Origin of the sequence: Mariniflexile sp. HNIBRBA6329 (assembly GCF_043558645.1) — a bacterium.
Taxonomy (GTDB): Bacteria; Bacteroidota; Bacteroidia; order Flavobacteriales; family Flavobacteriaceae; genus Mariniflexile.
The window spans coordinates 193,868-213,680 of the sequence record NZ_JBIFXS010000004.1 but is presented as its reverse complement, the minus strand read 5'-3'; the positions used below and the strand labels follow the sequence as shown (position 1 = coordinate 213,680).

General features: G+C 33.1%; 15 protein-coding genes. 4 read left to right on the top strand and 11 right to left on the bottom strand.

Annotated features, from left to right (window positions below; translation table 11 throughout):
• Positions 1–94: 94 nt before the first annotated feature.
• The 9 genes from ACGK9U_RS07590 to ACGK9U_RS07550 all read right to left on the bottom strand — a co-directional run bounded on the left by ACGK9U_RS07590 (position 95) and on the right by ACGK9U_RS07550 (position 12,727).
• Positions 95–544 carry a GNAT family N-acetyltransferase gene (locus tag ACGK9U_RS07590; protein ID WP_394465764.1) on the bottom strand — a complete coding sequence of 150 codons (450 nt, stop codon included), beginning with the start codon at positions 542–544 and terminating at the stop codon, positions 95–97.
• Positions 545–615: 71 nt separating this feature from the next.
• Positions 616–1,911 (bottom strand): phosphoribosylamine--glycine ligase, encoded by a 1,296-nt coding sequence (locus tag ACGK9U_RS07585; protein WP_394465763.1) that lies wholly within the window; start codon positions 1,909–1,911, stop codon positions 616–618.
• Positions 1,912–2,445: 534 nt separating this feature from the next.
• Positions 2,446–5,433, bottom strand: a complete 2,988-nt coding sequence (gene secDF, locus ACGK9U_RS07580) for a protein translocase subunit SecDF (protein WP_394465762.1) — start codon at positions 5,431–5,433, stop codon at positions 2,446–2,448.
• A gap of 177 nt (positions 5,434–5,610) precedes the next feature.
• Positions 5,611–6,228 (bottom strand): hypothetical protein, encoded by a 618-nt coding sequence (locus tag ACGK9U_RS07575; protein ID WP_394465761.1) that lies wholly within the window; start codon positions 6,226–6,228, stop codon positions 5,611–5,613.
• Between the two features lie 124 nt (positions 6,229–6,352).
• Positions 6,353–7,273 (bottom strand): malate dehydrogenase, encoded by a 921-nt coding sequence (gene mdh / locus ACGK9U_RS07570; RefSeq protein ID WP_394465760.1) that lies wholly within the window; start codon positions 7,271–7,273, stop codon positions 6,353–6,355.
• Positions 7,274–7,524: 251 nt separating this feature from the next.
• The gene (locus tag ACGK9U_RS07565) at positions 7,525–8,559 is read right to left on the bottom strand and encodes a DUF6588 family protein (protein ID WP_394465759.1); all 1,035 of its coding nucleotides are present in this window, start codon (positions 8,557–8,559) and stop codon (positions 7,525–7,527) included.
• A gap of 89 nt (positions 8,560–8,648) precedes the next feature.
• Positions 8,649–11,210, bottom strand: a complete 2,562-nt coding sequence (locus ACGK9U_RS07560) for a carboxypeptidase-like regulatory domain-containing protein (protein WP_394465758.1) — start codon at positions 11,208–11,210, stop codon at positions 8,649–8,651.
• Positions 11,179–12,093: a FecR family protein gene (locus tag ACGK9U_RS07555; protein WP_394465757.1), complete on the bottom strand. Its 915-nt coding sequence runs from the start codon at positions 12,091–12,093 to the stop codon at positions 11,179–11,181. Before ACGK9U_RS07555 ends, ACGK9U_RS07560 begins: the two co-directional genes overlap by 32 nt.
• A gap of 124 nt (positions 12,094–12,217) precedes the next feature.
• Positions 12,218–12,727 carry an RNA polymerase sigma factor gene (locus ACGK9U_RS07550; RefSeq protein ID WP_394465756.1) on the bottom strand — a complete coding sequence of 170 codons (510 nt, stop codon included), beginning with the start codon at positions 12,725–12,727 and terminating at the stop codon, positions 12,218–12,220.
• Between the two features lie 302 nt (positions 12,728–13,029).
• Between ACGK9U_RS07550 and ACGK9U_RS07545 the strand changes: the two genes are divergently transcribed.
• The 3 genes from ACGK9U_RS07545 to ACGK9U_RS07535 all read left to right on the top strand — a co-directional run bounded on the left by ACGK9U_RS07545 (position 13,030) and on the right by ACGK9U_RS07535 (position 15,539).
• The gene (locus tag ACGK9U_RS07545) at positions 13,030–14,073 is read left to right on the top strand and encodes a hypothetical protein (RefSeq protein WP_394465755.1); all 1,044 of its coding nucleotides are present in this window, start codon (positions 13,030–13,032) and stop codon (positions 14,071–14,073) included.
• Between the two features lie 90 nt (positions 14,074–14,163).
• The gene (locus ACGK9U_RS07540) at positions 14,164–14,931 is read left to right on the top strand and encodes a membrane metalloprotease (RefSeq protein WP_394465754.1); all 768 of its coding nucleotides are present in this window, start codon (positions 14,164–14,166) and stop codon (positions 14,929–14,931) included.
• A gap of 29 nt (positions 14,932–14,960) precedes the next feature.
• Positions 14,961–15,539: a porin family protein gene (locus ACGK9U_RS07535; protein ID WP_394465753.1), complete on the top strand. Its 579-nt coding sequence runs from the start codon at positions 14,961–14,963 to the stop codon at positions 15,537–15,539.
• A gap of 18 nt (positions 15,540–15,557) precedes the next feature.
• On the opposite strand, the gene ACGK9U_RS07530 is transcribed toward ACGK9U_RS07535, so the two are convergent.
• On the bottom strand, positions 15,558–16,808 hold the full coding sequence (locus ACGK9U_RS07530; RefSeq protein ID WP_394465752.1) for a purple acid phosphatase family protein: 1,251 nt from the start codon (positions 16,806–16,808) through the stop codon (positions 15,558–15,560).
• A 107-nt stretch (positions 16,809–16,915) separates the two neighbouring features.
• On the bottom strand, positions 16,916–18,865 hold the full coding sequence (gene gyrB, locus ACGK9U_RS07525) for a DNA topoisomerase (ATP-hydrolyzing) subunit B (RefSeq protein WP_394465751.1): 1,950 nt from the start codon (positions 18,863–18,865) through the stop codon (positions 16,916–16,918).
• A gap of 677 nt (positions 18,866–19,542) precedes the next feature.
• On the opposite strand from gyrB, the gene ACGK9U_RS07520 reads away from it, so the two are divergent.
• Complete coding sequence (locus ACGK9U_RS07520) at positions 19,543–19,812, top strand: hypothetical protein (RefSeq protein ID WP_394465750.1); 270 nt, start codon at positions 19,543–19,545, stop codon at positions 19,810–19,812.
• Position 19,813: the final 1 nt, after the last annotated feature.

Below are 19,813 nucleotides of genomic sequence, written 5' to 3'. Positions count from 1 at the left end.
TTATCTGATTTTATAAATTCAAAGTTACAATTACTATGTATTAATTAAAACTAAGATTGAAAGTATTTGTTAATACCTCAATAAGATAAATTAATTACAATGGAGATTCATAAACATAAAGCCCTTCTTCTACCCCATCATTATATAAAGACTTTACGTAATTAAACCCGTTTTTTGCATAAAAAGTATCCAAGTTCAAATCTTCAATGGTAAGCCAATAATTTTGCTTAGAATGCATTTTTTTTAATTCATTCAACCAAAGCGAGCCTAAGTTTCGACCTCTTTTTTCTTCTAAAACATATATAAAACCTAGATACAGATAGCCTTTTCGAAACCATGAGTTTGCTTCTTCAACTGCATAGAGCATATCGGGAGGACATGTTGAAAACACCAAACCACCCGCCATAATTTGATTATTTTCTATAAGCACATAGCACTTTGTTGTCTTTTTGTATGTTTCCCAAAAAGGCATAATGCCTTCTTGCCAATCTTCTGGCAGGATTTTAAAAAAATCAGCTATTTCTGTACAGCGTTTAAAAATCATTTATAAATGGATTGGATAAAAATCAAAAACCTTTCGACTGCGCTCAAGGTGACAAAGAATTAACTTTGAACTTACAATAAACCCCAAGACCAAAGTTTATCGGAATCTTCGGTCCATCGGTCACCAATATCGGTTCTGTAATAGCCATTGTTAATAATAACATTGTTAATCCTATTATACATCATTTTTTGGGCATCTTTCATGGTGTTTCCAACACCCGTAACTAAAACGGCAATACCTGTATTGCCTGTAATTAACCATTCGTCGTTTACTTTTTTTAAATGCATGGGGTGCACACCTTCTTTTCCATTCTTTTTGAAAACTACCACCGCATCTTTTGAAAAGAGGTTGAATGTTTTTTTGTCTTCATACGGAAACGGAGGTACCACAATAAAAGCACCCACTTGAAACCCTTTTTTTACATTAATTTTGAATTGTTTTTTCTGTGCCAGTTTTAAAAACATTCCGCCCATAGGTTCGTTAATACCAGCACGTTGAATATGAATTTGCGGATATCCAAAACGCGATGTAAACTCTAACGGATAAATACCATGACCGTTTACAATACAGTTAATATCAATATGACCAATAAAATTATGTTTAGCGAGTGTGCCTTGAAATTTTAATAAAGTCGCTTCAAAAATGGGTGAATCTTTGGTCCAAAACATACTGGTGCCCATTTCGCCGGTTGAAACCCCTAGTTCTTTTGGGAATAGTTTTTTATGTTCGAAGGTGATATTGATGGGGTAAATAAATTCGTTACCATTAAAAAAAGCTGCAATAGAAACCTCTACGCCTTTTACTTTTCGTTGCAGTTGAAAATTCCCGAAATCGTTGCCCCACGATTTTTCATAGGCTTTCAAAACGCGAATGGCATCCAAACCTTCATCATCGCTACCAACAAAAAGGAGCTGCTTAAGTTCTTGTGTTTCTCCACAAGGCTTAATAACATACGTATTTGGATAGGTTTCAATATACTTGATAGCCTCGCCAAACGATGTGAATTCTTTAGAAGGAATAGACTTTATTTTGTGTTTTTGAAGTTCTGCTTGTCCAAAATTTCTATCCAGCTCTAGCTTGTCGGTGTATTCGGTACCACCAATGACCAATTTCCCAGCAGATCTCAGTTCGCTAGCTACTTTACCATAACCGGTATAATCAAACACTACAACATCTGCCCAATCTACATGCCTTTCCCATTTGGTTACTTTGTTTACAAAGCCATAGCCAATTTCTTTTGAGGCTTTGTCTTCAATAAACATTTTTACATCATGTCCTTCTGATTTAATGGTATTTATAACATCTAAGGATTCGCCCCAACGCGATACAAAAAGAAACTTTTTGCCCAAGGCTTGTTTTGTTTTCACAGGAAATTCATATGATTTTTAATGATTAAAATCTTCACTAAAAGTATATAATTTAGTGACTTGTTTTATATATGTTAAAAAATAAATTCTTGGTTATTTATTAAGGATTAAAAGATTTACAATTAACGAATTTTGAACACTTCGGAAACTAAGTATGAAAAGACCATTGGATCTTGTTTTTTTAATCATTAATTGTTAATTGTTTTGCGTTAGGGAATACTCATGCATTTTATTTAAATATTGAAATCGTGAATGCTCTGAATTTGTAGCGGCATCCTTTTGTTTTAATGAGGTTGAAATTACCATTGAAATAAACCCTTACTTTGATAGTGGATTCCTGCTTTCGCAGGAATGACAAAAAACAAAAGATATAGTCCTTTGACTGCGCTCAGGATAAACTTCCAGACCGACCGCTTGCCCTGAGGGCAGTCGAAGGGTGTGGTAACGCCCAAATACTATTTATGGATTTTATTAAACACAAAAAAGCCTATTAACGAACTGCTAATAGGCTTTTGTAAAAGATATTTTATTAAGTTATTCTTTTAGTTTCTTTTTGTCTTCACCACGTTTTATGGTATCGTACATAATTGGTGTTGCGATAAATAATGATGAATAAGTACCTACTACGATACCTACTATTAACGCAAACATGAAACCTCTAATGGATTCGCCTCCAAAAATGAAGATAGCTAATAATACTACCAATGTGGTTAACGATGTATTTAAGGTTCTACCTAATGTACTGCTTAACGACACGTCGATAATTTTATCGAAATTCCAACTTGTATGCTCGTTTACATACTCTCTAATTCTATCGAACACAATTACGGTATCATTTAACGAGTAACCTATTACCGTTAATATAGCTGCGATGAATGCTTGGTCTATTTCCATACTAAATGGCATAAACTTGTAGGTTAACGAGAATACACCCAATACAATCAATACATCGTGGAATACTGCCGCAACAGCACCTAATGAGAATTGCCATTTTTTGAAACGGAATAAGATGTAAAGGAACACCACGATTAAAGAGCCTAAAATTGCCCAAAATGATGCTTGTTTAATGTCATCGGCAATGGTTGGACTTACTTTATAGTACTTCATTAAACCTACTGATTTTGCTTCAGATTCATTAATAAAATCTTCATACGAAAGACCTTCTAAATGTGGTTGTAATGTCGTATAAAGTGTTTTTCTGATAGCTTCATCAACCTCTGCTCCAGATTCGTTTACTTTATATTTGGTTGTGATTTTTAACTGATTTTCATCTCCAAAGGTTTTAGCATCTGCACTACCAAAAGCACCAACCAAAGTAGCTGTTATTTCTGATGCGCTAACATCTTGTGGGAAACGCACTTGGTACGTTCTACCTCCAACAAAATCTACACCTTGATCTAAGCTATTTGTAAATAAAGAACCTAAACTAACTAAAATAAATGCTCCTGAAATGATGTAAGCAATTTTACGTTTCTTTAAGAATTCAATGCTTAAATTTCTGAATAAGTTTTTAGTAAGCGGTGTAGAGAACTCTAATTTTCCACCGCGGTTCACATACCAATCTACCAACAATCTCGTAATGAAAATAGCAGTAAATAATGATGTACCAATACCAATTAATAAGGTAGTTGCGAACCCTTTAATAGGTCCTGTTCCAAAAACAAATAATATTAAAGCTGTTAAACCGGTTGTAATGTTCGCATCTAATATAGATGATAATGCATTACTAAATCCATCTTGAATGGCTTCTTTTTGTCCCTTACCTTTAGCAATTTCTTCTCGAATACGTTCGAAAATAATAACGTTCGCATCAACCGACATACCGATTGTTAATACGATACCTGCAATACCAGGCAAGGTTAATACCGCACCTAAGCCCGATAAAATACCAAAAATCAATAAGATGTTCAACGCCATGGCAACATCGGCAAAAGCACCAGCTTTACCATAGTATAATACCATCCAAACCAATACTAATATTAAAGCAATCATAAATGAAGTTGTACCACTATCAATAGCTTCTTGGCCTAATGATGGCCCAACAACTTCACTTTGAATAATATCCGCAGATGCAGGTAATTTACCAGCACGTAATACGTTAGCTAAATCGACAGATTCGTTTAATGTAAAGTTTCCTGAAATCTCTGAATTTCCTCCAGAAATTGGTCCTGTAGTTACACCAGGTGCTGAATACACCACGTTATCTAAAACAATAGCGATTTGAGTACCTTGTGTATATGCTTTACCAGTCATTTCTTCCCAAATCTTAGCACCTTTTGCATTCATTTGCATAGATACCGTTGGTTTTCCAGTTTGACCAAAATCGTTACGAGCATCGGTAACAACAGCACCACTTAATTGAGGAATATTATCTCTATTACCCACTAAGGCATATAAATCTACAACTTCACTATCTTTTTCTGGTTTACCGAAAGCAAACTTAGCATAACGCATTTCAGCAGGAAGTAATGCACGTACTTTTGGTGAATTCAAATAATTAAGAACTTTGTCTTTGTCTTTAATTTCAAATTGCGCAATAACTGGTCCACCTTGGTAACCTTGACCGCGTATTAAATCGAAAATTGGGTTTACGGCTTTTGTTGCTGTAGAATCGGTAGCAGCTTCACCTAAAAGATCATCAATAGTTGAATCTTTTGCGTTTTCTTCATCTTGAGGCTCTGCGTTTATTGTATCTTTTGCAACATCAGCAGTTTCTTTTAAAACCTCATTTGCCTGTGCTAAAAAGTTAAAGAATTGCTCACCTTTATAAGCATCCCAAAACTCTAATTGTGCAGTACTTTGTAATAAACTTGTAGCACGCTCAACATCTTTAACACCTGGTAATTCAACTAAAATACGTCCAGAAGTTCCTAAACGTTGGATGTTTGGAGACGTTACACCAAACTCATCGATACGTTTACGCAATACTTCAAAAGCCGAAACAATAGATTCATCAATTTTAGTACTGATGATTTTCTTAACTTCATCATCAGACATAGTTCCTTCAATCTCTCCATCTAAAGCTTTGGTATAAAATATATCAGGAGATGCTAATTTAGTATCACCTTTAATTTTATCAAATGCGATGAAAAAATCTTCTAAATAAGTATTCTGACTGTTTTTTTGAAGCTCCTCAGCGTCATTTAAAGCCTTATTGAAAACAGGATTTTTAGTATTATTTGCCAATCCTTTTAAGATGTCTTTTACAGAAACTTGAAGAATTACGTTAATACCTCCTTTTAAGTCTAAACCTAAATTCATAGCTTTTTCCTTCACATCATTATATGTGAACTTTGCAATACCAATATTAAAAACGGTATCGGTTGCTACAGATTGTAAGTAGTTTGCTTCTTCAGCACTTCGCTTTGCGCGATAATCTGGATCAGATTCTGGAATTTTGTTAATAGCTACTTCTTGAGCAGTTTTTTCTATTTGATTTGCTTTGAATGTGAATGATAATTGGTAAATACTTACCAAACCAAACAAAACTGCAAATATCTTTACGAGTCCTTTGTTTTGCATTATTAAATTTTTTTGGTCAAATTTTTTTAAAACGAGCAAATATAGAATTTACCGCCGATTTGACAATTATTTTTTATGGTTATAAATGTGAATGATATAGCTTTAAAACTATATTTTTTTGAATCCTCACAGGTTTTAAAAATCTGCTAGGTCTTATTATTTTAAGGAAAGTTTACCCTAACAGTTAGGTCCTGCCCTAACTTCGGGTATTTTGTAAGACGTATCATCTATTGCAAGCGCAACATTTTTTTGAAATTTATAAGCTTCCTTTTCAAGTTGCTCATTACTTTTTACTACGATCTCATTCGTTGGAATTGATACAATAGGAATAAAAAATCTGTTGTAATCGTATTTTAATTCTAAAGCACAAGTACCACCAAAACCTGTATTGGTATCTTGTTTATGAATTTCAAATACATCTAAATTATAAGTGTTAGACTGATTCTTTAAAGGAAATTTAGCTGGCTTTTCATCTTTTTTGGAAGATAAAACACCCAATGCCAATTCTTTTTCCTCAGAAAGTATTTTTTTTACATGGTCAACATCAGTATTACTATAATATGAGATTTTATAGCTGCCTGCTGCCTGTTCTTCTACTTGAATATTATTTACACCTATATTTTGTAATTGCTTTTTAACAATTTCAATGGTGTCTTCGGCATGGTTTGAAGATGCTTCTACTTGGGCAAACTGCAATACAATTTCCTGATTGGGTACAGGAGCCTGTTGGTAACTAGCTACACCCAATAAAGTAAAAATAAAAATTAAAGTACTAACGCACCATTTTGCCTTCATGCGCCAAATATATCATTTAAAAGTTGAAAGTTGAAAGTTAAAAGTTAAAAAGTGCCTAAAATTGTAGTTCGTTACAACTCTAGGCACTTTAAGCACTTATTTTATAAGCTTTTAACTTTACAAACTATAGTAAATCGTTTACAGCTTTAACACCTTTTGCGCTTTCTTCCAAAGTTGCTTTTTCGGCATCGTTTAATTTGATGTTTATGATCTCTTCAATACCTTTTTTACCTAAAACTACTGGTACACCAAGACAAATATCGTTATAACCATATTCACCTTCTAAATAAGCAGAACAAGGGAACACTTTTTTAGTATCGCAAGCAATAGCTTGAACCATTCCAGATACCGCAGCTCCTGGTGCATACCACGCAGAAGTTCCTAACAATTTAGTAAGTGTAGCACCACCAACTTTAGTTTCTTCTAAAACTTGGCTCAATCTTTCTTCACTTAAAAATTCTGATACTGGCACACCATTTCTAGTAGCTAAACGTGTTAAAGGAATCATACCTGTATCGCTATGACCACCAATTACCATACCGTCTACATCGCTAATTGGTCCGCCTAAAGCTTCTGCTAACCTGTATTTAAAACGTGCAGAATCCAAAGCACCACCCATACCAATAATTCTGTTTTTTGGTATGCTAGTAGATTTGTGTACTAAATAAGTCATGGTATCCATTGGGTTACTAACCACTATAATAATAGTTTTAGGTGAGTGCTCAATTAAACTTGAAGAAACTGTTTTGACAATTCCTGCGTTAATACCAATTAATTCTTCGCGCGTCATTCCTGGTTTACGAGGAATTCCTGAGGTTATTACACAAACATCGCTATTAGCTGTTCTACTATAATCGTTAGTAATACCTGTTATTTTGGTATCGAAACCATTTAATGAAGCTGTTTGCATCAAATCCATAGCCTTACCTTCGGCATAGCCTTCTTTAATGTCCAACAAAACAACTTCTGAAGCGAAATTTTTAATGGCAATATACTCCGCACAACTTGCGCCTACTGCTCCTGCACCTACTACTGTTACTTTCATTTTTTAGTTTTTAATAATTTTTTAGTTGTTTGATATATTTTCCTTTTAAAGATACAAATTTGATTACATAAACTTCAAAAGGTTAATTTTTATGCTTTTAAGCACGCTAAATTACGAATTAAAATACACTAAATAAAAAAAGTGCAAGATTAAATCTTGCACTTTTTAACTAACTAATCATTATTAAAACTAACTAAAACTAAACAATTATATTTTCAGAATTCATTAAATATTTTTCAAATAGATAAGAATTATCTAAAACCAAAATTCAAACCAACTGAAAAGGCATTAAATTCAGCCAAATGATATTCAGCATTTAATCTAAAAAAGCCTAATTTCAACTTGGTTCCTATGGTACCTCTAACTGAAGACACTTCGCTTGAAACAGAAAACGGATCGGTAATGGTTTGAGAAAACAAAGGGCCATTTGATACTATATAGGTTCCCAATAAATCGGATTCCGATTTTCCTTTGATATAACCAATACCTCCATAAAAATTAATAACAGGCAATTTTGTGGATGCAATAAGTTGAAACAACCAAGTATTTGTATCATTTTCAAGTCTTTGGTTATCACCACTAATATCTGAAGAATCTGTTAAATCGTAACTTCCATCTAAATGGGTATAAGCAACCAAACCAGAAACAGCTACTGGTAATATTTTATCGGCAGGCAACCATTTTGTAAACTCTACCTGTAAACCAGCTCCATACATACTAAAATCGATTTCATCTGTATCAATTTTTGGAACAAACCGTGCCTTTAATTCTATGCCTTTGCTTAATCCTAAAGCACCTTGTATAAAAGCAGTTGGCAATAAATTAGCCGTTTGGGACCCTATACCACTAGGCAAAGTTATTGTTTCTTCTTGTTCGCCTAAAATGCCATCATCATACCTAACAACTATATTTATATCAGGATCATTTTCACCTAATGCAGAAGCTACTTTTTTTGAAGCTGCTCCATCGGCAAATTCTACGGTAAAATCTTGTTCCGGGTCGCTGTTATAATCAGCAATATTCAGTAAAAATGATTTATGCTCATTCTTTACAGATGCGGCATTGGCAATGATTGAAATTTCAAAACCACCCAAAGGTTTCGCATCGGCCGTATTAAACCAATTGGCATTCATACTATGCATTAAACCATCTGTACCGGGTGCTAAATAATCGTTTGCAAAACGTTCAGCATTTTTTACGCCTGCAGTTAAAAGTGCATCGATATCTTGAGCTTTTGAAGAAATTGTTGCTATACAAAACAACATAAGTAGGCTAATTTTTTTCATTCTTTTAATTTTGGGTTCAACAAATATATATAAAAAACTACATATAAAAACATTTTATCGAAAAAAAATGCTTTTAAACGATAATTATTCTAAAAATCAATTCTAAAACTCATGTTTGGAGTTAGACTTAAAGAAGCATTGTTTATTTGGATGGTAGATTCAGAATCGTTTGGGTTTACTTTATAATAACGGTTTATTATGTTTTTAGTATTGAAAAGGTTCAATACCCCAACCTTTAAAGAGGCATTAATGGATTCATAAACATTAAACTTATAACTTAACGAGGCATCCAATCGTTTAAATTCGTCTAGGTTCTTACTATTGGGGGCACCATAATTTACATAAGTTCGATTTCCCGATGTAACGGTTTCGTTACCCGCAACAGGAGATGTATAAGGCTGACCAGAGCGCCACATACCTCCAACCGATATTTTTAAATCTTCTAAAATATCATAATTAAAACCAACCGAAATGGAATGTCTAATATCTACATTATTTGGAAAAACAGATGGCGTAAAGGTTTCAAACTTATAATCATTTATGGCATAGGTATAACTTATCCATGTACTGTATTTGTTGCTCGTTTTGTTTGCCAGAAACTCAATACCTTTTACCGTATAATCTCCAATAGCATTTATGTACTGAAAATTATTATAAAACCCTTGATTACTAGCTGTAATACCTTCAACCGTTTTGTAAAAACCGGTAATATCTACATTTAAATTATTTTGATTATAATCAATTCCAAAGGAAGCTTGCTTACTTGTTGAAATAGGAATTGTTTGCTCGTTGGCTAAAATCCAACGGCGGTTTTCAACTCCTAAAAAATCGTCTTGAAAATCTACAATTTGAGTTGCTGATTGATTCTTAAACTCGCCTTCTAATTTCACCGCAAATTGTTTAGATAATTTTTGTCTGATATTCAATCTTGGCTCCACTATTAACTTTTGAAATTTTTGAAAATAATTAACTCTAACCCCAATTCTAAAAAAGGTTTTGTTTTTATTATATTCTGCTTGTGTATAAAGCGCATGGTTTAACAACACATCTTTTTTGGTTCGGTCATACACAGGATTGGTTACAGTAGTTTCGTTTAAAATACCCGTTTCGTTAAACTGATAGCCATTTAAAAGCGTTAAAAAATCACTCAGTTTATAATACGTATTAAATTTGAAACCCGTTTCCAACACTTCGTTGGTCTGGGTCAATAACTGATCGGTTTCAATTCTATAATCATTGGCATCAACATTATATTTTGAATAATAAGCAGTAAAATGTGAGCTTAATTTTGAATTCCAGTTAGCCATCCAATGCCCGCCAAAGCCTAAGTTTTTTTGTGCTAAATTGCTCGATTTAGATTCGGTTTCATTGTTGTTAGAAATACTTTCAAAATAATCTAAGTTATTATCAATACCAATTACATTGGCTCTAAATTTATGATGCTCGTTTAAATCGAATAGTATTTTGGCAGTATAATCGTAAAAAACAAAATCTGAACTTGTGGTTTGGTTTTCTATATTTTCGCTATTGGTTCTAATATCACTATCCTGAAAACTTCTATCGAAATAATTATCGTAAGTTGGTGTATTAAAAGCATCGGTAATGGAACGGCGCCCCGAAATATGAAGCTCTAATTTTTTGGTAATAGGAATTTCCATAAACGCATCGGCACTTATCAAATTTGCCCCTGCACCTCCTAAAAACTTACCAGACAACTCGTTTTTGGTAAACATGCTTATGGTACTGGAAACGCCATCACTAAACTCGCTACTGGTGCCATTTTTAGTCACAACCACTTTATTAGTAAGATTAGGGTTGTAAGCCGAAATTAACCCGAAAAAATGACCGGAATGGTACATTTTAATACCGTCCCAAAGCATCAAATTTTGATCGTTTGTTCCACCTCTTACATTAATATTTGCAATACTTTCATCAGTACTTTCAACTCCTGGCAAGGCTTGAATTGACTGAAGAATATCAGGGTCTGTCAATCCTGGCAAAATACCGAATACTTTAGTATTCAATACCGTACTGCCATCTACAAGCTTTTGAAAACCTGTGGTTAAGAACTTCGTTATAAGCACCTGATTTAGCTCTTGCTTATTTTCAACTAAAATAACTTGATTACAATTGTTAGAATCTGAAAACAGTTGTTTAGCTTGTATTTGCTGACTTTTAAAACCTAAATAAGAAATAGTGATATAGGCATTTAGCGGTACATTGTTTAATTGAAACTTTCCTGCTTCATTCGTGATAGTCCCTTTATTGGAATTATCAATAGCCACCGAGGCGCCAAATAATGCTGTTTTATTTTCTAAAGCAAGCACCACACCGCAAACCGAAATAGTTTTCTCAATAACCGATACCGTTATATACCTATCATCTAATATTTTAAAATTGAGTAAGGTTTTGGTATTTAGAAAAGCTATCGTTTGTTGAAGTGTAGTGTCTGGTTCTGGTGCTTCTACAAATACATTGGAAACATCATCAAAAGCATAAGAAAATTTCACATCAAACCTCTGCTCTACTGTTTCAATAATTTCCGCAAGAGGTTTTTTAACAACCCTGTTTTGACCAAAACAGAAATTAACGATGCAGAAAACGATACAAAAAAACCATTTATTGATTTCCATAGTTGTAAAACGTAACATGGTTGCCTTCTATTTTATAACTTATTTTTAATGGAATGGTTATGGATTGTAAAGCTACATTTCTATCCTTATGCGTAAATGTGCCCGTAAACAACTGAGAATCGTCTACCCCGTCCAAGGTTACTTTTAAGCTGTATTGTCTTTCCAACTCTCCAACAACTTGCTGTAAAGGTATTCTATCAAAACTAGATTCCGCTTGCAACCATGATGGGTTTTCAGTATTAAAATCATCAACAGTTTCAATGGTTCCGTTTACAACTCTAAATGTTTTTCCTTTTGGAAGTTTAACCGTTTCGTTATTAAAAGTAACACTTACCAAACCTTCATAACATTGAACTTCAAAATAATTATCGCGTTCTTTTACATTAAATTGGGTTCCCAAAACCTGAACGGTTCCAGCATCGGTTTTTACGGTAAACCTTTTCCCTTTGCTTACTTTAAAAAAGGCTTCTCCGTCTAATTCCAAATTGCGGTTATCTTCCCATTTTTTCTTGTTGTATTTTAATTTTGAAGCGGCATTTAAAATAACTTCAGAATTATCGGGTAAGGTTAACGTTTCGTTTTGTGCAATTTGAGTTTCAAAAGACACATTGTTGTTAAAAAACAGAAAATAAGAAGATGTAAGCATTACTACCAACACTGCGGCAATCTTTAAAAACGTTTTAAAATTAAGCGGAATTACTTTTGGCTCATTTTTAGTTAGCTTTCTTTCTTTAAAAGCAGCCAATGCTTTTTCAGCATCTACTTTGGGCGCTTCCATTTGTTTGGCATAAAAAGCTATTTTCTCTAGAATTTTAATATCTTCAGATTGTTTTAAATCCTTTATATCTTGCTCCGAAAGCTCATTATCAAACCACTTTAATATGTTATTTTCGTTTTTCATTTTTTTAATGCTTCAACTTTAAGACAACTATTTTCTTTTTTACCCTACCCTTTATTAAAAAATTCCAATAAACAAAATTCCAATAAAAAACGAGCAGAGGCTTTTTGAATTAAACCCAAAAAAATTAAATATTTTCAATATGATCCCGTAAAATTTTTAATGCACCAGACATTCTTTTTTCTACGGCCTTTTGAGAAATATCCAATAAATCGGCTATTTCTCTATATTTTTTACCTTCAATTCTATTCAATAAAAATACTTCACGCTGGGCATCGGTTAATAAAGAAATGGCATCTTGCAACTTTTTTTTAAATTCTTCTTCCTCTAATATATAGTCGGGGCTTTCGTTAGTCTTATCTAAATAAGGTGAAGCTTTGGCATATTCCATAACCACCTTATGGTGCTTAACGGTATTCAAAAACAAATTATTAATGGTAGTAAATAAATAGGTCTTTGCTTTTGTAAAATCTATTTTAGAACAATTTTCCCAAATTTTTGAAAAGGCATCTTGTACAAAATCTAAAGCACCATCTTTATCTCCACATTTATAAAAGGCAAAATTGCTTGCCGATTGTACATGTTCTAAATAAAAGTTATTAAAATAAGATTCTTCACAAAGTTTGTTCGCATCCATTTATATAGGTTTTATGAGGCTTTAAAATAAAAATTTTTACAAAAGTAGGGTAAAAATATTTTAAGTTGTCTTAAAGGCGTAAGATAACACAAGTATACAATTATGAAAGTTGGTGTGAAATTAAAAATAGCAAAAAACATCTTAACCATAATTTCAACTTTATTTATTTTAGCCATTGCAAACCAAAATTTAAAATTAATTTAAAAATAGGGTAGGGTAAAATAAAATGTTGTTGTCTTACTGAAACAAAGGCGAAAAGAATCGCTATGAAAAAGAAAATATTTAACCCAAAAATTATTATCATGAAAAATTTAAAATTAATTACAAGTTTAGTTTTAACAGCATTGTTAACTTTTACATCATGTCAAGATGAAATAGATTCTGAAAATGGACAGAATCCAAATACAAACAATTCGGAGTCTAAAACCGCAAGTAACTTAGAGCGCACTTCTATGTACGATGGAAGTTTTGACGACTTTTTAGACGGCACATCTTGTTCCTCTATATTATTACCTGTTGTAGCAACGGTAAATGGACAACAAGTAAGTATTATATCGCAAGCGGACTACCAACTTGTTTTAAACATTTTAGGACAGTTTACAAATGATAGCGATACTGTAACACTACAATTCCCATTTAGTGTTAGATTAAGTAATTACACCGAAGTTGTAGTTGCAAACCAAGGAGAATATGACGCTATTATTGACGCCTGCGAAACTGCTGAAAATACTGGAAAAGATGCTATTTCTTGTTTAGATATAGATTTCCCTATTACAATTTTAACCTACAGTCTAAACTTAGAACAAACAGGTAGTTTAGTTATTCAATCAGAACAACAATTGTATGCGTATATGAACAATATGGACAATACAGAATTATTCTCTGTAAAATACCCTATAACAGCTACATTATCAAACAACTCAACAGTAACGCTTACTAGCGATTTGGATTTACAAGCAAGTATTGAAGATTGTTTAGATACTGAAGATGCTGAAGAAGAAGCTGAAGAAGAAGCTAAAAATCTGGAAACTATTTTAGTGAATGGTGCTTTCAAAGTACAAACTTTTATAAATGCAGGAGTAAACAAAACTTCAGATTACGCTAACTACACCATAGATTTTGCAAACGATAAAACTTGTACCGCTATACATTCAACTTTAAGTGCTGTACAAGGAACATATAATGTTGCCTCAGAAACAGAAGTATATTTAAACCTAACTTTTGCAGGGAACGCTACTTTTAACTTATTAAACAGCAAATGGGAAGTAACCAGTTTTAGTAACACATCCATTTCATTAAAAAGTACAACAAACGCGGCAATAACATTAGTTTTGACCCAAATTTAGTATCTACATAATTGTTGGTTGGTTACCAATTATGTTTATGGTGAAACGGCTGTTGGTTTGTCCAACAGTCGTTTTTAAAAAAAATAAAAGATGAAAAAAATAATAACAATGCTATTGGTTCTTGGTTTTTTAGTTTCTTGTTCAAAAGAAGAAACCACCGAAACCAAAAATGAAAACACAAAATCAGCAAACCAAAAAGGAACTGGAAGTTCTTCAAACGATTTACTTTCAGACACCACCTTTAAAAGTATGGTAATAGAATTGGTTTACGTTGAAGGTTTTGAGCCTAACCAAAATAGCATCAACAATTTTGTAAATTTTTTAAATGCCAGAACTTTTAAACCAAACGGTATTACCGTTGAAAAAAGAGCCATTGCTTCTCCGGGAAACGCCCCTTATTCCAACCAAGAAATAATTGACATAGAAGACGCAAACCGAACCAAATACAACACCAACAGTCAAATAGCCGTATGGGCATTTTTTGCCGATGGTGAATCTGCCAGCAATACCGATACTAATATTGTATTAGGAACAGCATATAGAAATACATCGTTTGTAATTTACGAAGCTACCATTCAAGATTTAAGCAATAGCCCATTTGAACCAAACCGAACTGTTTTAGAAACTACGGTAATTACCCATGAATTTGGGCATATTTTAGGGCTTACAAATTTAGGGGCAGCCATGGTTGATAATCATGAAGATACCGAACATGCTAAACATTGTAATGTTGAAAGTTGCCTTATGTATTGGGCTGCCGAAAGTGGCTCGGGCTTAAGCAACTTAATGGGATCGAATACAGCGCCTCAACTAGATGCCCAATGTATTGCCGATTTACAGGCAAATGGCGGTAAATAATTAATATATAACCAAAACAAATTATCAAAATGAAAACAATATTTAAAATCTTATTCATATTTACTATCGCTTTTACATCAAATGCACAAACAAATAAATCGAATGCAGGACTTAAAGGTGGTTACAATCTGGCTGCTGTAAGTTTTGATGGTGAAACAGAAACCGGACAACGACATTCCTTTCATATTGGTTTTTATGGTGAATCCTTTTTATCGGAAAGTGTAGCACTGCAAGTGGAATTGCTTTACTCACAACAAGGTTATGAATTAAAGGATAATAGCGGAACTTTTACCCAAAAATTAGACTATATTAACCTTCCTTTAATGTTGAAACTTTATCCAGATGAAGCTTTCTTTTTAGAAGTTGGTCCACAAGTTGGATTAGCAGTCTCTCACAAGGAAGAGTTTGACAGTAGTTTTGGTTTGTTTGATACCTCTCAAGAATTCGATCCTCAAAGTTTTGATTGGGGTGTAAATTTTGGTACAGGTTTCAAAACCGAATCTGGCATATCCTTAGGCGTTAGATACCATTTAGGTTTAGGCAGTATTTATGACGAAGGCAACCCCAAAAACCGTGTTTGGCAATTTTCAATAGGGTTTGATTTTTAATCAAATCCTATTGAAATATTAGTTCTTGTTCATTGTGAAAGAATCTAATAACATCCCTCCAATAGACGAAATAACTTGTAATTGTAACTTTTTACCTTCTATGGTTATTAAAGAAAAATGCCCTGTATGGGCAACTGCAGCTACAATATTTTTACCACATTCTTCTGGTTGTGGCAACCAATTTTTTTGAAGTTTTCCACCTGCACCTGTAGTTATTTGAATAAACCCATTTGAAATTTCTGGATAAGTTTCTGTGTTTGCTCTATACTTTTCTATAACATTTCCACCAGAATCATATGGATGCAGACGTTCATAAGTATGTGCATGACCATTTAAAACAACATCTACATTATATTTTGCAAATAACGGATACAGTGATATAACCGCTTTCTCATCTTTTTTATAGGTGCACGTTTTTCCGTTATGGTGGAAATACACAAAAATCCAATCGTATTTGCCTTGTGCTTGAATTAAATTGTTTTCAAACCATTTAACTTGATTTTCAACATCAAACAACTCACCATTTCTAGTATCCAATGCTATAAAATGAGAATTACCATAATCAAATGAATAATAATGCTCATTGTTTGGCAATTTCCATTCTTTTTCAAAATTCAAATCTGGAGCTACTCCCCAATCATGATTTCCTAAAGCTGGATAAAATGGAATATTTTTTAAAATAGATTCCATTGGTTTAAACAAATATTCATCGGCAAATAAACTTTCTCCTTTAGGATAAATAATATCCCCTAAACCAATTCCGAAATTTGGTTTTTCTTTTAAACTGTTAATCTGGAAACTTGTAATTTGCGGAAACCCTCCTTTTTCTACAGGTTCTCCAATATCCCCCATAGCATAAAATGAAAACTTACTTTTTTTATCTAATGGTTCCACCCTAAAGTAATAATCATCGCCAAAAGCCAATAATTCATCATCCGAATAAATAGCATAAAAGTATTTTTCGCCTCTTTCCAACCCCTTTAAAGTTACTGTATGTCTTACGGAATTACTATCTTTTTCAATGGTGCCAAGGCTCGTATTGCTCAATTCTTTCGTTTTACCATATTTCACCATTGATGTTTTTCCTACATTCGTTTTCCATAAAACACTTATACTATCTGCAAACGAATTTTGTAAATAAGGTTCACGCAAAAGCTCTACTTCAATTTGGTTATTAACTACCAAATCAGATTTTACTACGCCACAACTAGCAAAAAGCAACACTGTTACAATTAAAAATATAAGATTGCTTTTAAGTTTGTTCATCATAATTTGAAGTATTTTATTCTACACCCATGCTTATATTCCATAAAAATAGAAAAAGCCATGATATAAATGTATCATGGCCTTTTTTAAATGTTTTAAATAGAAACTACTTAAGCATCAATTTTAGCATAAACAGCATTCTTTTCTATAAACTCTCTACGTGGCGGCACTTCATCGCCCATAAGCATAGAAAAAATTCTATCGGCTTCCGTACCGTTATCTATTTGAACTAAACGCATGGTTCTAAACTCAGGATTCATGGTAGTATCCCAAAGTTGCTCTGCGTTCATTTCTCCAAGACCTTTATAACGTTGAATGTTTACACTACCTCCAAATTCTTCAGCAATGCGGTCACGTTCTTTATCACTCCAAGCGTATTCTTTTTTGTTTCCTTTTTTAACTAGGTATAAAGGCGGTGTTGCAATGTAAATATGACCTGCCTCAATCAATTCTTTCATGTACCTAAAGAAGAAGGTTAAAATCAACGTTGCAATGTGGCTACCATCAATATCGGCATCACACATAATAACTATTTTGTGGTAACGTAGTTTAGAAAGGTTTAAAGCTTTACTATCTTCTTCAGTTCCAATAGTTACCCCTAAAGCGGTAAAAATATTTTTTATCTCTTCGTTTTCAAAAACTTTGTGGGTCATCGCTTTTTCCACGTTCAAAATCTTTCCTCTTAATGGTAAAATAGCTTGAAACGCCCTATCACGACCTTGTTTTGCAGTACCACCTGCCGAATCTCCCTCTACTAGAAACACTTCGCATTTTGCAGGATCTTGCTCCGAACAATCACTTAATTTCCCAGGCAAACCACCAATACTCATAACAGTTTTACGCTGAACCATTTCACGTGCTTTTTGAGCTGCATGACGCGCTTGGGCCGCAAGAATTACTTTTTGAACAATGATTTTAGCATCGTCTGGATGTTCTTCTAAGTAATCAGTCAACATTTCAGATACCGCCTGACTTACAGAAGCAGAAACCTCTCTATTACCTAGTTTGGTTTTAGTCTGTCCTTCAAACTGTGGCTCTTGAACTTTTACCGAAATGATAGCTGTTAATCCTTCACGGAAATCATCACCAGCTATTTCAAATTTTAGGTTTTTCAATAAACCAGAATCGTCCGCATACTTTTTTAAAGTCATGGTTAAACCTCTACGGAAACCTGACAAATGCGTTCCTCCTTCGTGTGTATTAATGTTGTTTACATACGAATGCAAGTTTTCAGCATACGATGTGTTGTAAACCATGGCCACCTCAACAGGCACGCCGTTTTTCTCACCTTCAAACGCAATAACATCTTTCATTAAAGGCTCTCTGTTTCCATCTAAAAACTTGATAAACTCTTTTAAACCTTCTTCTGAATGAAATGTTTCACCTTCAAAACTACCATCGTCTTTTTTAGTTCTTTTATCAACTAAATGGATGGTAATTCCTTTATTTAAATAAGCCAACTCACGCAATCTGCTTGCTAAAGTATCGTAACTATATTCCAGTGTTTGAGTAAAAATAGTAGCATCTGGCTTAAAAGTAACGGTAGTACCTCGTTTATCAGTTTCACCAATGTGTTTAACCGGATACATCGCTTTACCACGCTCATATTCTTGCTCGTAAATTTTTCCATCTCTATAAACGGTAGCGCGTAAATGTTCAGATAAAGCGTTCACACAACTTACACCAACACCGTGCAAGCCACCCGATACTTTATATGAATCTTTATCAAACTTACCTCCTGCTCCAATTTTAGTCATTACAACTTCAAGAGCAGAAACGCCTTCTTTTTTATGTAAATCTACAGGAATACCACGTCCATCATCTTCAGTAGTAATCGAATTGTCTTCATTTATACTAACCGTAATATTGTTACAATGCCCTGCAAGTGCCTCATCAATCGAGTTATCTACAACTTCATATACCAAATGGTGCAAACCACGTACGCCAACATCACCAATATACATGGATGGACGCATACGCACATGCTCCATGCCTTCTAAGGCCTGAATACTATCGGCCGAATAATTGTGCTTATTAAATTCTTCTTTTGCTTCGCTCATATTATAATTTAATATTGTTTAAATTCTAAGTTTTACCGCATAAAAAAAGATGCCTTTTTTGCATCCTTCTGAATACAAACAAATATACAAAATTATCAGCCTTTTAAAAAGCTTTTCATCGACTCATTCATATAATTATCAACATTTGTTAATTACTTAAAAATGCCTTAAATCGTCTAAAAAGTGCCTTAAAATTGATTTTGACTGATTTTTTTCATTTTTAAAATCCTCAAAAACAGAAAGTGTCTTAAAACTTAAATTTCAGGGTTTTCATTAACTTAAAATGCGACATAATTCTTCCATAGAATACATTTTTTAGTTGTTTATGGTATTAAGTTCTTAAATTCAAATGAACTGTTCTAAAATTTTGAATTTCGCTTCGAAGGTATTTCGTTTTCATATTAAAAATAAATTTTCAACACACTCCCGTATTTTATAAAAACCAACAAATTATACACAAGTTTTCTATTAATTTGATAATACAGCATAGGATATAGGAAAAAATAGTGCTTGATATGTTATTTCTGTATATATTTGGCAAGTAAAAAAATAACAATGATAAATAACAACAATAATAATTTCAATAATCCTAATTTTTAGGACAGGAAGGTTGTTGTTTAAAAATATATAAAGCCTTCCAAATACGGAGGGCTTTTTTTAATTTAAAAATATAGAAAATGAGTAAAATTATGACAGTCGACGTATTGTCGAGTATTAAAGGAGCACAACCCAGTGAGGCGGTGAACAAATTATTTGAGGTGATTAAAAATGCACAACCAACAAATAATAATTCTTTTAGTATGAATCATAATAATAGCGTATCGTTAAACGATTTAAGAGACGATGTGGTGATTGAAAGTTCTGCATTGGAAAAGCAAATCATTATTGAAAATTTTCCAAAAGAGAAAAAAGGCTATTTAGTGGTTTCTAAAGTTATAGAAGAATAAT

Excerpts from the sequence above, each read along its gene's own strand:
- ACGK9U_RS07565 (WP_394465759.1), bottom strand. The coding sequence starts at position 8,559 with ATGAAAAAAATTAGCCTACTTATGTTGTTTTGTATAGCAACAATTTCT.
- ACGK9U_RS07555 (WP_394465757.1), bottom strand. The coding sequence starts at position 12,093 with ATGAAAAACGAAAATAACATATTAAAGTGGTTTGATAATGAGCTTTCG.
- ACGK9U_RS07530 (WP_394465752.1), bottom strand. The coding sequence starts at position 16,808 with ATGATGAACAAACTTAAAAGCAATCTTATATTTTTAATTGTAACAGTG.
- ACGK9U_RS07540 (WP_394465754.1), top strand. The coding sequence starts at position 14,164 with ATGAAAAAAATAATAACAATGCTATTGGTTCTTGGTTTTTTAGTTTCT.
- gyrB (WP_394465751.1), bottom strand. The coding sequence starts at position 18,865 with ATGAGCGAAGCAAAAGAAGAATTTAATAAGCACAATTATTCGGCCGAT.
- ACGK9U_RS07590 (WP_394465764.1), bottom strand. The coding sequence starts at position 544 with ATGATTTTTAAACGCTGTACAGAAATAGCTGATTTTTTTAAAATCCTG.
- ACGK9U_RS07520 (WP_394465750.1), top strand. The coding sequence starts at position 19,543 with ATGAGTAAAATTATGACAGTCGACGTATTGTCGAGTATTAAAGGAGCA.
- ACGK9U_RS07575 (WP_394465761.1), bottom strand. The coding sequence starts at position 6,228 with ATGAAGGCAAAATGGTGCGTTAGTACTTTAATTTTTATTTTTACTTTA.
- ACGK9U_RS07535 (WP_394465753.1), top strand. The coding sequence starts at position 14,961 with ATGAAAACAATATTTAAAATCTTATTCATATTTACTATCGCTTTTACA.
- secDF (WP_394465762.1), bottom strand. The coding sequence starts at position 5,433 with ATGCAAAACAAAGGACTCGTAAAGATATTTGCAGTTTTGTTTGGTTTG.
- mdh (WP_394465760.1), bottom strand. The coding sequence starts at position 7,273 with ATGAAAGTAACAGTAGTAGGTGCAGGAGCAGTAGGCGCAAGTTGTGCG.
- ACGK9U_RS07550 (WP_394465756.1), bottom strand. The coding sequence starts at position 12,727 with ATGGATGCGAACAAACTTTGTGAAGAATCTTATTTTAATAACTTTTAT.
- ACGK9U_RS07560 (WP_394465758.1), bottom strand. The coding sequence starts at position 11,210 with ATGTTACGTTTTACAACTATGGAAATCAATAAATGGTTTTTTTGTATC.
- ACGK9U_RS07545 (WP_394465755.1), top strand. The coding sequence starts at position 13,030 with ATGAAAAATTTAAAATTAATTACAAGTTTAGTTTTAACAGCATTGTTA.